A 12,388-nucleotide genomic window follows, 5' to 3' on the forward strand; every position below is an offset into this window, starting at 1 on the left:
ACGACGATGAAAGCGCTACACCTCAGCCATTCGGTCGATCCGCTCGCGTTTCGTCGTCGACCGGACAGCTGCGCGTCGCCGTCGGCCACGTCCTGAAGTGACGGTTCCCGCCACCTCACCGCGGATCGCGCTACCTGAGCAGCATCGAAGTGGAGCGCGTCAGTCGAGGATGCCCTCGGCGCGGGCCCAGCGCAGCAGCTCCGCCTCGGCGGCGTCGCGGTCCAGCGGACCCTGCTCGAGACGTTGCTCCTTGAGGTGCTTCCAGGCCCGCCCGACCACCGGCCCCGGCGGTACGCCGAGCAGCTCCATGATCGCGTTGCCGTCCAGGTCGGGTCGAACCCGCGCCAGGTCCTCCTCGGCCGCGATCCGCGCGATCCGATCCTCCAGCGCGTCGTAATCCGCCGCGAGCTGGGCGGCCTTGCGCCGGTTGCGGGTCGTGCAGTCGGAGCGGGTCAGCTTGTGCAGTCGGGGCAGCAGATCACCAGCGTCGGCAACGTAGCGGCGCACCGCCGAGTCGGTCCACTCGCCCCGCCCGTACCCGTAGAAGCGCAGGTGCAGCGCGACCAGCGCGGTCACCTGCGCGGTGACGTCCTTGGGATAGCGCATCGCCTTCATCCGGGCCTTGGTCAGCCGGGCGCCGACCACCTCATGGTGGTGGAAGCTGACCCGGCCGTCGGGCCCGACCGCCTTCGTCGCCGGCTTGCCCACGTCGTGCAGGAGGGCGGCCATCCGCAGGATGAAGTCGCAGCCCTCCTCCTCGTAGGAGACCGCGTTCTCGACGACCGTCAACGTGTGCTCGTAGACGTCCTTGTGCTGGGCGTGCTCGTCGATCTCCAGCTTCAGCCCAGTCAGCTCCGGCAGGAACCGCTCGGCCAGCCCGGTGTCGACCAGCAGCCGCAGCCCGGTGATCGGGTCCGCGCCGCAGAGCAGCTTGGTGAACTCGTCGCGGATCCGCTCGGCGGTGATCCGGTCCAGGTCGGCGGCCATCTCGGTCATCGCCAGGTGCACGTCCGGGTGCACGGCGAAACGCAGCTGGGCGGCGAACCGGGCGGCCCGCAGCATCCGCAGCGGGTCGTCGCCGAACGACTCACCAGGCGTGCTCGGGGTACGGATCACCTTCGCCGAGAGATCCTCCAGCCCACCGTGCGGGTCGGTGAACCGGTGGTCCGGCAGGCTGACCGCCATCGCGTTGATCGTGAAGTCGCGCCGCTTCAGGTCCTCGTCGAGGCTGGTGCCGTACACGACCACCGGGTTGCGGCTGACCTGGTCGTACGACTCCGCGCGGAAGGTGGTGATCTCCAGTCGGAGGCCGTCTCGCTGGGCGCCGATGGTGCCGAACTCCCGACCGGTCTCCCAGATCGACTCAGCCCAGCCCTTGATGATCCGCAGGGTCTCGTCGGGGTGCGCGTCGGTGCAGAAGTCGAGGTCGTCCCCGAGTCGACCGAGCAGGGCATCCCGTACCGAACCACCCACCAGGTGCAACTCGTGACCGGCGCGGACGAAGCGGCGGCCCAACTCGTCGGCGACCGGGGACACCCGGAGCAGTTCGGCGACGGCGTTGCGCTGCGCGGCGGTGAGTTCGCGGCGGTCGGCGGCGTGAGGAGCGGAGGCGTCGGACATGGGATCGCCAGCTTATCGGGCCGGGGTGTGATCCGATCCGCCGGGCGCGGGTAACGGGTGGGGGTTGACTATGGTCTGTGGCGTGCGGGTCGGTGTCCGACTCGACGTACCCCTGGGAGGCTGGAGATGAGCGGCGGGCTCTACCGCAGCGCCAACGCCGCGAATGACGGCGATCCCGGTGTCCGTCCCGGGGATGGCGCCACCTTCATCTCCGCCGAGCCGCTGAACCAGCCGGCCATGGAGTCGACCGCGCCGCCGCAGGAGCAGGTGGGCGAGGCCAGCGCGGCGGCCAACAGCGCGGTGATGGCGATCGGCAGCCTGGTCAGCCGGGGTACCGGCTTCCTGCGCACGTTGGCGTTGACCGCCGCGCTGGGTGGGGCGCTGGTGGGTGACGCGTACACCACGGCGCAGATCCTCCCGGGGATGGTCTACGAGTTCCTACTCGGCGGCATCCTGACCAGCGTGCTGATCCCGGTGTTGGTCCGTCGGCGCAGGGTCGACACCGACGGCGGGCAGGCGTATGCCCAGCGGTTGCTGACCCTCGCGGTGCTGACCCTTGCCGGCGCGGCGCTCCTCGCGGTGCTGTCGGCGGGACTGTTGACCAAGCTCTACGCCGGTGACGACACCGGGGAAGGCTTCCGGAGTCTGGTCAAGGCTCTGTCGTACCTGATGCTGCCGATGATCTTCTTCACCGGTCTCAGTGCGCTGATCAGCGCGGTGCTCAACACCCGGGGACACTTCGCCGCACCGATGTGGGCGCCGATCCTCAACAACATCGTGGTGATCGCCACCGCCGGGTTGTACATCGCGATCTTCGGCGCGGAGATCGTCAAGCCGGAGGAGATGACTCCCGGACGGATCCTGCTGATCGGTGGCGGCACCCTGCTCGGCGTCGCGATTCAGGCCGCCGGGCTGCTGCCGGCGTTGCGCAAGGTGGGCTTCCGGTGGAAGTTCCGGTTCGATTTCCGCACCCTCGGCCTACGGGAGCTGGGGCGTCTCGGCGGCTGGATGTTCTGCTACGTCGCGGTGAGCCAGGTCGGCCTGATCGTGCTGTTCAACCTGCTGAACCGGGCAGGCAAGGAGAACGCCGCCGGCCCTCTGATCTACAACAACGTGTTCCTGCTGCTGATGATGGCGCACGGCATCATCGCCGTATCGATCATCACCGCGCTGATGCCCCGGATGAGCGCGGCCGCCGCCGACGGCCGGTACTCCGACGTCGCCGCCGATCTGTCCCGGGGTACTCGCACCGTCTCGGCGGTGCTCGCCCCGATCGCGGTCTGCTACGCGGTACTGGCGACTCCGCTGGCCGTGACGTTGTTCCGCTACGGCGCGTTCACCGACGAGAACGCGGCGGACACCTCGCTGGTGCTGCTCCTGGCGGCACTGGCGTTGGTGCCCTTCGCGATCAGCCAGCTCTTCACCTTCGCCTTCTACGCCCTGCCGGACACCCGCACCCCGGCGCTGATCAACATTCCGGTGGTCGCCCTGCGGATCGGCGTTCAGGTGGTGCTCTACGTGGCCTTCGCCGCCCACTTCGCCGCGGCCGGGATGATGATCGGCAACGCTGTGTCCTATCTGGCGGCCGCCTTCGCCTCCGCGTGGCTGCTGCGGCCCCGAGTGGGCCGGATCGGAATGGGTGCCATCCTGCGCACGCTCGGCCGAGTCGCGGTCGCCGCGCTGGGCGCCGCCCTGGTCGGCCTCCTCGTGGTGAGTCTTCTGCCCGGCGGCGACCGGCCGAGTTGGATTCAGGCCGTTGTGCAGCTCGTGGTTGGCGGCGTGGTGATCGGCGGGACCTATCTGGGTCTGGCCATGCTGCTGCGGATCGGGGAGATCACCGAGGTGGTCGGTATGGTTCGCCGCCGCCTCGGTCGCTGAAAGTCCGCATCCGATTACAACAAGTTGGCACTCATACGGAATGTGACTACGGATCACCAGGCTGGGGATGCGCCTGTGGATAACTCCGCGATTCGCCGGTCAACCGCCGCTTCGGCCTGTGGATAACCAACCGTACGGCTGAGGGTGGCGACCCGATCGGTGGGAACGTACGGGGCGACGCGAGCGCCACGCCAGCCCAGCCCCGGCGTCGGTCACTTGCGGTGAAGCCGTAGATTAGCTAGTACATGTGCCAGCAACGTGGCTGACAACGGTCGTAACCGGACGAGTTCTTCGACAGCCAGAACCCCGCCAGGTACGGCGGGAAGATGACATGTCGGAGAGACGGGCAACCCGGGTAAGGTCGCTCTCGACGGGTACGGCAGGGGCCGACGCTGGGCGTCGACACCGGTCGGCCGGTTCCTTCAACGGCAGAGCGGGAAGCCACATGCCCAGCAGTTCGGGTTCATCGATCGACACGATCACCGAGGGAGGACGGGTGACCCAGGTCGGCGAGGGTCAGGAGGCAGACGAAAGCGCTCCTCCGGTCATGACCTTCGGTGCTCCCACGGCCGGTGAAGTCCTCGCCGAGCGGTACGAACTGGTTGAGCACATCAACAACGACAGCGCGGGTCGGCTGGTCTGGCGCGGGGTCGATGTCATCCTGCGCCGTCCCGTTGCCGTCGTGCTGCGTTACCCGGGTGGCGACTCCGCCACCGAGATGCTTCAGGCCGCCGTCGCGGCCAGCCGGGTCATCCACCCCAACCTGGTCGGCGTCTACGACGCGATCGACGAGGCCGACCGGGCGTACGTGGTGCGCGAGTGGGTCGACGGGCAGTCCCTGCGGGACCTGGCGACCGACGGCCCCCTGGACCCGGCTCGGGCCACCGCGATCGGCAACGCCGTCGCGAGCGCGCTCGCCGCGGTGCACGCCACCGGCATGGTGCACGGCAACGTCCACCCCGGCACCGTCATGATCAGCGATGAGGGTCGGGTGGTCCTGGCCGACGCCCGCACCGATGGCGCCGACAGCCAGGAGAACGACATCCGGGCGGTCGGCGGGGTCCTCTACTTTGCGCTGACCGGCTCCTGGCCGCACACCGAGGCACCACTGCATGGTGCCACCGCCGGCCACGGCCGCGCCGCCATCCCGGACGCTGTTCGGGACGCCGGGGGTGCCATCGCCGCACCGCGCCAGGTCCGGGCGGGCGTTCCGGCGTACCTGGACGACCTGACCATGGACCTGCTCGACGCCGAAATCGCGCCGCCGTCCTCCGACGTGCTCGCCGCGGAGCTGGCGCGACTGGACGTGCCGGCCGAGGATGAGCACTACCTCGACAACAGCGGGCCGCTGCGGTTCGCCGCCGAGACCGGGGAAGAGCCGTCGCCGCTGGCCGCGGCCGGGGGTCGCAAGGTCGCCGTCGGCATCGCTGGTCTGCTGGCCGTCGCCCTGGTCGGTCTGCTGATCGGGATCATCGCGTTGGGCGGCGACGACGAGGACCCGCAGTCCAACCCGATCGCCGCGCCGACCTCCAGTGCCCCGGCCGGCGACGCCACCCCGGCGGCCGCGGCGACGCGCAAGCTGACAGTGAAGAGCGTCCGGATCATCGACCCGGACAGCAAGGACCGCAGCGAGGTCAAGGACGCCGAGAAGGTCATCGACGGTGACGAGGACAAGGGCTGGGAGACGGAGACGTACGTCAACAAGCCCAACTTCGGCAACCTGAAGAAGGGCATGGGCGTCTGGATCGACCTCGGCGAGCCGCACACCGTCAAGTCGGTGCAGGCAGTGTTGTCGGCCACCAACGCGTCCGCTCAACTGCTCGCCGGCACGACGACCTGGCCGTCCAGCTCCAGCGGTGACAAGCAGTTGGTCGCGAGCTACAAGACCGCCATCGGCCAGCCGTTCGAGGACCACGACGGCACCACAATGACCTTCAACGGCTTCGACGCCGACAAGAAATACCAGTACCTGCTGTTCTGGATCACCGAATTGGCTCCGGTCGAGGGTGGGTTCAAGCTGGGGGTGCAGGAGATTACGGTCCAAGGGTCGTGAGCCGCGCGCCACGATCCGGGCATCGCACGCACTGGACGTGGTGATGGACGGGCGCGCGGCCGCGAGTGACCTGGAGCTGCTGCGCGCGCACGTCGCCGGAGACCGGGACGCCTTCGCCGAATTGTTCCGCCGGCACCGGGACCGGCTGTGGGCGGTGGCCCTGCGGACGCTCGGCGACCGCGAGGAGGCAGCCGACGCTCTCCAGGACGCCCTGCTGTCGGCGCATCGAGCGGCGGCCCGGTTCCGTGGTGACTCAGCCGTCACCACCTGGCTGCACCGGATCGTGGTCAACGCCTGCCTGGACCGGATCCGACGCCGGCAGGCGCACCCCACAGTGCCACTGCCGGACGGCAACCGGGCCGACGGCGGATCGGGCACCGGCGGGCTCGAACCGGCGGCGCCGGCAGCGGACCACGACACCGCCCTCGTGGTCCGCGAGGCGCTCGCCGCACTGCCCCTTGAGCAACGCGCCGCGCTGGTTCTCGTCGACGTCCAGGGTTATCCGGTCGCCGAGGTGGCACGCATACTCGGCGTCGCCGAGGGGACGGTGAAGAGCCGGTGTGCCCGGGGCCGGGCCCGGCTGGCCGTGCTGCTCGGGCATCTCCGCCCCGCCGTCGTGGCGACGCCTTCGCACCGACCGGACCCCACCGGCCCGAGCACAAGCGTGCCCGGCGTCACGCCGGGGAACCCAGGCCCGGTGGAGGGCGTCGGATCGGGGTCAGGTCGATACCGGCGGGACGCCAACCAGGAGGACACGTGACGACCGAGGGGTTCCGGGAGGTCGACGCCGACCTCCTCGCTGACTACCTCGGCGGGGCGTTGAACGGCACCCCGCAGCAGGACGAGGTCGCCCTGCTGGTCTCCACCGACCCGTCCTGGGCCGAAGCGTACGGGCTGTTGGCCCCCGCCGTAGCCGAGGTGCGGACGGATCTGAGCCGCTGGGCCGAGCCGTCCCCGGAGATGCCTACGGAGATCACCGACCGCCTCCTGGCCGCGCTCGCCGCCGCGGAGCCGACTCACGAAGCCTCGACCGGGAAGACCGACACAACCACGCCGTTCGTCGTACCGGCGCAGGGTGGAGTCGGTCGCCGACCGTCCGCTCCAACGCCCGCCGGGCGCTGGGCGTCCACCGGTCCGGGCCGCCGACGGCGCGGCTGGGCCCGCCGTGGCGCACCCGTGGCCGCCGCCGCGATCGCCGTCGTCGCCGTCGCGCTGGGCCTCAACCAGCTCTCGATGCGGGCGTCGGACGACTCCGGCGGCACCGCCATGAACCGGCCGGCCAGCGCGCCGGAGGGCGTCGCGGGGGCTGGGGCGGCCCGCACCACCGGCCCGGCACTGCGCAGTGGTACGAACTACACCCCGCAGACCCTCGGGGACGCCCACGGCCCGGATGCTCCGGCTGCCAGCCGGGCGACCGGCGACACCCCGGGCGTGCAGCCGCACGTGGATGCCGAGGGCGGACGCCGTCCGTCTCCCGACGGGTCGGACCAGCTCGCCCGGCTCACCGACGAGGCTGCGCTGACCAGCTGCCTGGCCAGCGTCGCGGCGGAACACGGATCGGCCCCCCTGGTGGTCGAGGTGATCGATTACGCGCGGTTCCAGGGCGATCAGGCACTGGTCATCCACTTCACCGACGCGAACGGGGCCCGGTGGGCCTGGGTGAGCGGCCCGGAGTGCGGCGTGCCCGGGTCCGGCTCGGACAGCCGGTATTCGGCGCGGGTAGGGTGAATCCACGGTCGATGGCACGATGACCCCCCACGTGACCTGACCCACCGGATGCCCGGCTCGGGAATCCCCGGTTCGTACGATGACGTTCTGGAAGTCAGCTGCCGGCCCCACCCAGGCGTCGGCGACTCGGATCAGCATCGGTGCTCGCGCCGACGCCGAACACACACAACTCGGGAGACGGCAGTGGACGAGGTCCGCAACCTGATCATCATCGGCTCCGGGCCGGCCGGCTACACAGCGGCGGTCTACGCCGCACGTGCCAACCTGAAGCCGCTGATCATTGAGGGCGTGCAGTCCGGTGGCGCGCTGATGACCACGACCGAGGTGGAGAACTTCCCCGGCTTCGCCGACGGCATCCTCGGCCCCGAGCTGATGGACAACATGCGCAAGCAGGCCGAGCGGTTCGGCGCCGAGTTCCTCACCGACGACGTGACCCGGGTCGAGCTGGTGGACACCGGCGACGCCGGCTCCGGCGCGGTGAGCACCGTCTGGGTTGGCGAGACCGCCTACCGGGCGCGATCCATCATTCTCTCCACCGGTTCGGCCTGGCGGCCGCTGGGAGTGCCCGGTGAGCAGGAATTCCTGGGCCACGGCGTCTCCGCGTGTGCCACCTGTGACGGCTTCTTCTTCCGCAACCAGCAGATCGTGGTTGTTGGCGGCGGCGACTCGGCGATGGAGGAGGCCACCTTCCTCACCCGCTTCGCGGAGTCGGTGACCATCATCCACCGCCGCGACTCGTTCCGGGCCAGCAAGATCATGGCCGACCGGGCGCTGAGCAACGAGAAGATCAAGGTCGAGTGGAACAGCACCGTCGAGGAGATCCTCGGCGAGGACGGCAAGGTCACCGGCGTACGCGTCCGTAACGTGCACACCGGCGAGACCAAGGTGATGGACGTGACTGGTGTCTTCGTCGCCATCGGTCACGACCCTCGCAGCGAACTGTTCCAGGGCCAGGTCGAGCTGGACGACGAGGGCTACGTGAAGGTCCACGCCCCGAGCACCCGTACCAACGTGCCAGGTGTCTTCGCCGCAGGCGACGTGGTCGACCACACCTACCGTCAGGCGATCACCGCAGCCGGCACCGGTTGTGCCGCAGCGCTCGACGCCGAGCGGTTCATCGCGACGCTCAGCTGAAACAAGGAACACATCCCGGAGGAGGGGCATAGTGGGAACAACCAAGGCGGTCACCGACAAGAGCTTCGTCGCTGACGTGCTGCAGGCCGACAAGCCGGTGCTTGTGGACTTCTGGGCGGAGTGGTGCGGGCCGTGCCGCAAGGTGTCGCCACTGCTCGAGGAGATCGCCCGGGAGATGGGTGACCAGGTCACCATCGTCAAGCTCAACATCGACGAGAACCCGGAGACCGCCCGGGCCTACCGGGTGATGTCGGTGCCGACCCTCACCGTCTTCAAGAACGGTCAGCCGGTGCAGTCGATCGCTGGCGCCAAGCCGAAGGGCGAGCTGGTCCGACTCATCGAATCGGCCCTCTGAGCAGCAGAAACATCAACCGAACCCCGTACCCGTCGTCGGGTGCGGGGTTCGGTGTCTTCCCGGCCGTACCGTCGACGTATTTCTCGGCCCCAGCCACCTCGCCGCCTGAGAGCGCATAGCCTCAAGCCTGGGCCGCCCGGCCAGCGAGTGTCGTGCAGAGGGGGTCGTGCGTGCGTCCGATCCGACCCGGTGACCGGGGACCCGCGGTCACGGAGATCCGTACCATCCTGACCGGCCTCGACCTGCTGGCCGCCGCCGACCCGCACACCGACGAGTTCGACCTCGACACCGAGCGGGCGGTCCGCGCGTTCCAGCAGTCGCGGGGGCTCAGCGTGGACGGCCGGGTCGGCGCGGAAACCTGGCGCGCCCTGGATGCCGCCCGTTGGCGGCTCGGCGCCCGCACCCTCTACCACGCGGTTCCCGAACCGCTCACCGGCGAGGACGTCCGGTCGCTCCAGGAGCGACTGCTGGAGATGGGGTACGACACGGGCCGCGCGGACGCCATCTACGGTGTCCGGACGTCGCGGGCGCTGGCCCAGTTCCAGCGTGAGGTCGGGCTCACCCCCGACGGCTCCTGCGGCCCGCACACGATGAACGCGCTTCGCCGGATCGGCCGCAAGGTGGTCGGTGGCCGACCGCAGTGGCTCCGCGAATCCGACGCGATCCGCCAGTCCGGGCCGGCGCTGGTCGGCAAGACTGTCGTCATCGACCCGGGGCACGGGGGCACCGACCCCGGGATGGTGGTGCCCGACGGCTCACTGCGCTGGACCGAGGCGGACCTGGTGCACGACCTGGCCAGCCGATTGGAGGGACGCCTCGCCGCCTCTGGAGTGCGGGTGCAGCTCACCCGAGGCCCGTCGCCCGACAGCTGCCTGCCGGACACCGACCGGGCCCTGCTCGCCAACTCGCTCGGCGCCGACGTGTTCATCTCGTTGCACCTGGACGGGCACGCCAACCCGGATGCGGAGGGCGTGGCGACCTACCACTACGGCACCGACAACGGGGTGACGTCGGCGACGGGTGAGCGCCTGGCCGGGCTCGTGCAGCGGGAGATCGTCGCCCGCACCGGGCTGCGGGACTGCCGCACCCACGCCAAGACGTGGGAGTTGCTGCGACTGACGCGGATGCCCGCCGTCCGGGTCGAGGTCGGCTATCTCACCTCTCCGACGGACCGCGCCCACCTCGTCGACCCCCGGTTCCGGGACCGGGTGGTGGAGGCGATCGTGGCCGCTGTGCAGCGGATGTACTACCCGATCGAACGAGACGTCCCCACCGGATCGCTCGACGTCAGCGAACTGCGTGCCGTGGTGACCGCCGGCACCGTGGTGGACTGATCAGCCGGACGTCAGCCGTTGGTGGAGCGGGTGGCCGGGGCGGGACGGACCGGGCGGAGCAGGGTTTCGGGGCTCATCGACCCGAGCAACTTCTCCAGCGCGTACTCGACGTCGGACTTCCAGCTCAACGCCGTACGCAGCTCAAGACGCAACCGGGGGAAGCGCGGATGCGGACGTACGGTCTTGAAGCCCACGGAGAGGAAGAAGTCGACCGGGGCCACGCAACCGCCGGCAGGGTCGTCCGCGTCGCCGAACTTGGCGTCGCCGAAAGCCTCGATCGCCTTGATCCCACGCTTGGTGAGATCCCGGGCGACACCCTGCACCAGCATCCGGCCCAGCCCGCCGCCCGAGAACGCGGCGACCACGTTGGCGGTCATCAACAGTGCCGCGTCCGCGGAGACCGGTGAGGTCGGGAACGCCATCGAACGGGGCACGTAGGCAGGCGGGGCGTACATCACGAAGCCGGCCGGCATGCCGTCCACGTACGCGAGCTTGCCGCAGGAGCCCCACTCCAGCAGCGTCTGGGAGACCCACGCCTCCTTCTCCAGGCCCGGATCGCCAGCGGCGCAGGCGCGCTCAGCGGAGACCGGATCGAGCTCCCAGTAGACGCACTGCCGGCACGGGCGCGGGAGGTCTTCCAACGTGTCGAGGGTCAGGCTGACCAGACGTCGCGACATATGGCGCATCCCCACAATAGGCTCGGTGGTGAGACCGGCATGGAACGACAGCGCCGCCTTCCTGCCCCCGACGAGCGATCGTACGCCGCCGATCGACCATACGGGAGGGGACGCGCGAATGCCCACCGCGACGGGGGACGCCGAGGACGGTCCGCGATGTGGTCGATCTGCTGCGGTACGGCGGCAGCACGACCCAGGCGGACTAGGATCGACAATCGGTGTGCCCGCCGCCATGGTCAGCGGTGTGCGGGGTACCCGGGGCGGGAGCCACTCGAGCAGCGATCGAGGTGAGGTCATGACCGGCACGACACTCGACGACTACACCGACCGGTACGCCCGGCGGGTACGCGGGATGACCGCCTCCGAGATCCGAGCACTGTTCGCGGTGGCCAGTCGTCCGGAGGTCGTCTCGCTCGCCGGTGGCGCACCGTACATCGCGGCCCTTCCGCTGGACGCGGTCGGCGAGATGCTCGGCCGGCTCGGTTCCGAACACGGCGTGACCACCCTTCAGTACGGCATCGGTCAGGGCACCCTCGAACTGCGCGAGCGGATCTGCGAGGTGATGTCGCTCTCCGGGATCGACGCCGCGTGCGGGGCCTCCCCGGAGGACGTCGTCGTCACCGTGGGCGGGCAGCAGGCACTGGACCTGGTGGCCCGGCTCTTCCTCGACCCGGGTGACGTGGTGCTCGCCGAGGGGCCGACGTACGTCGGTGCGCTCGGCGTGTTTCAGGCCGCCCAGGCGCAGGTTGTCCACGTACCGATGGATGCGGACGGGCTGATCCCGGAGGCGCTGGAGACGGCCATCGCCGACCTGGCCCGTGCGGGCCAGCGGGTCAAGTTCCTCTACACGATCCCCACCTACCAGAACCCGACCGGCGTGACGCTCAGCGAGGAGCGCCGGGAACGGGTGCTCGACATCTGCGAGCGCGCCGGTCTGCTCGTCGTCGAGGACGACCCGTACGGCCAACTGGGGTTCGAGGGTGAGGCCCCGGCCCCCCTGCGGGCCCGCCGCCGCGACGGCGTCTTCTACCTCAGCACCTTCTCCAAGACCTTCGCCCCCGGGCTGCGGGTCGGCTGGATCCTGGCGCCGCACGCGGTCCGCGACAAACTGGTCATCGCCAGCGAGGCGCAGATCCTCTGCCCCAGCGGTTTCGCCCAGGCCGCGGTGGCCACCTACCTGAGCACGATGCCCTGGCGGCAGCAGCTCAAGGTCTACCGCGAGGTCTACCGGGAACGCCGCGACGCCCTGCTCGACGCGATGGCCGACCTGATGCCCGAGGGCACCAGCTGGACCACCCCGGCCGGCGGTCTCTTCGTGTGGGCCAGCCTGCCCGACGGGCTCGACTCGAAGGCCATGATGCCGCGAGCGGTCGCCGCCCGGGTCGCCTACGTGCCCGGCACCGGCTTCTACGCCGACGGCACCGGCACCGACGCCATGCGGCTCAACTTCAGCTTCCCGCCGCCGGAGCGGATCCGTGAGGGCGTCCGCCGGCTGGCCGGGGTGATGGAGCAGGAGATCGCGATGCGCCGGGTCTTCGGTGCCGTGGGTGGTGCCGCCGGGCGACGCGGCCGGGCCGGCTCCGACGTGCCCGGGCCCGACTTGGCATGA

At 70.2% G+C, this 12,388-nt stretch carries 10 protein-coding genes; 8 read left to right on the forward strand and 2 right to left on the reverse strand.

The genetic code is table 11. From position 1 onward, the window contains the following. Window positions 1-159: 159 nt before the first annotated feature. On the reverse strand, window positions 160-1,620 hold the full coding sequence (locus ACLQ3F_RS26405) for a CCA tRNA nucleotidyltransferase (protein ID WP_425852047.1): 1,461 nt from the start codon (window positions 1,618-1,620) through the stop codon (window positions 160-162). 126 nt (window positions 1,621-1,746) lie between these two features. Here ACLQ3F_RS26405 and murJ point away from each other — a divergent pair, with 126 nt between their 5' ends. The 7 genes from murJ to ACLQ3F_RS26440 all read left to right on the forward strand — a co-directional run bounded on the left by murJ (window position 1,747) and on the right by ACLQ3F_RS26440 (window position 10,102). Further along, a complete protein-coding gene (gene murJ, locus ACLQ3F_RS26410) occupies window positions 1,747-3,498 on the forward strand; it encodes a murein biosynthesis integral membrane protein MurJ (protein WP_355004542.1) in 1,752 nt (583 codons plus the stop codon). A gap of 445 nt (window positions 3,499-3,943) precedes the next feature. After that, window positions 3,944-5,551, forward strand: a complete 1,608-nt coding sequence (locus ACLQ3F_RS26415; protein ID WP_425852049.1) for a protein kinase family protein — start codon at window positions 3,944-3,946, stop codon at window positions 5,549-5,551. Window positions 5,552-5,594: 43 nt separating this feature from the next. Next, window positions 5,595-6,311, forward strand: coding sequence for an RNA polymerase sigma factor SigM (gene sigM / locus ACLQ3F_RS26420; protein ID WP_357205160.1), 717 nt, complete (start codon window positions 5,595-5,597; stop codon window positions 6,309-6,311). Further along, window positions 6,308-7,279, forward strand: coding sequence for a hypothetical protein (locus ACLQ3F_RS26425; protein WP_425852051.1), 972 nt, complete (start codon window positions 6,308-6,310; stop codon window positions 7,277-7,279). The genes sigM and ACLQ3F_RS26425 overlap by 4 nt, the downstream gene beginning before the upstream one ends. A 183-nt stretch (window positions 7,280-7,462) precedes the next feature. Further along, window positions 7,463-8,413 carry a thioredoxin-disulfide reductase gene (gene trxB / locus ACLQ3F_RS26430; RefSeq protein ID WP_091396582.1) on the forward strand — a complete coding sequence of 317 codons (951 nt, stop codon included), beginning with the start codon at window positions 7,463-7,465 and terminating at the stop codon, window positions 8,411-8,413. Window positions 8,414-8,444: 31 nt separating this feature from the next. Next, window positions 8,445-8,768 carry a thioredoxin gene (trxA, locus tag ACLQ3F_RS26435; RefSeq protein WP_030331849.1) on the forward strand — a complete coding sequence of 108 codons (324 nt, stop codon included), beginning with the start codon at window positions 8,445-8,447 and terminating at the stop codon, window positions 8,766-8,768. A 170-nt stretch (window positions 8,769-8,938) separates the two neighbouring features. Further along, window positions 8,939-10,102 carry an N-acetylmuramoyl-L-alanine amidase gene (locus ACLQ3F_RS26440; RefSeq protein ID WP_357205154.1) on the forward strand — a complete coding sequence of 388 codons (1,164 nt, stop codon included), beginning with the start codon at window positions 8,939-8,941 and terminating at the stop codon, window positions 10,100-10,102. A gap of 11 nt (window positions 10,103-10,113) precedes the next feature. Here the strand turns inward: ACLQ3F_RS26440 and ACLQ3F_RS26445 are convergent, their stop codons facing one another. Then, window positions 10,114-10,779, reverse strand: coding sequence for a GNAT family N-acetyltransferase (locus ACLQ3F_RS26445; protein WP_355004547.1), 666 nt, complete (start codon window positions 10,777-10,779; stop codon window positions 10,114-10,116). 295 nt (window positions 10,780-11,074) lie between these two features. Between ACLQ3F_RS26445 and ACLQ3F_RS26450 the strand changes: the two genes are divergently transcribed. Continuing rightward, window positions 11,075-12,388, forward strand: a complete 1,314-nt coding sequence (locus ACLQ3F_RS26450) for a PLP-dependent aminotransferase family protein (RefSeq protein WP_091396573.1) — start codon at window positions 11,075-11,077, stop codon at window positions 12,386-12,388.

The organism is Micromonospora sp. DT15, assembly GCF_049841475.1.
In the GTDB taxonomy this organism is placed as follows: Bacteria; Actinomycetota; Actinomycetes; order Mycobacteriales; family Micromonosporaceae; genus Micromonospora.

What these genes read in the sequence shown, in the direction of transcription:
- ACLQ3F_RS26450 (WP_091396573.1), top strand. Translation starts at nt 11,075, where the DNA reads ATGACCGGCACGACACTCGACGACTACACCGACCGGTACGCCCGGCGG.
- murJ (WP_355004542.1), top strand. Translation starts at nt 1,747, where the DNA reads ATGAGCGGCGGGCTCTACCGCAGCGCCAACGCCGCGAATGACGGCGAT.
- ACLQ3F_RS26415 (WP_425852049.1), top strand. Translation starts at nt 3,944, where the DNA reads ATGCCCAGCAGTTCGGGTTCATCGATCGACACGATCACCGAGGGAGGA.
- sigM (WP_357205160.1), top strand. Translation starts at nt 5,595, where the DNA reads ATGGACGGGCGCGCGGCCGCGAGTGACCTGGAGCTGCTGCGCGCGCAC.
- ACLQ3F_RS26445 (WP_355004547.1), bottom strand. Translation starts at nt 10,779, where the DNA reads ATGTCGCGACGTCTGGTCAGCCTGACCCTCGACACGTTGGAAGACCTC.
- ACLQ3F_RS26405 (WP_425852047.1), bottom strand. Translation starts at nt 1,620, where the DNA reads ATGTCCGACGCCTCCGCTCCTCACGCCGCCGACCGCCGCGAACTCACC.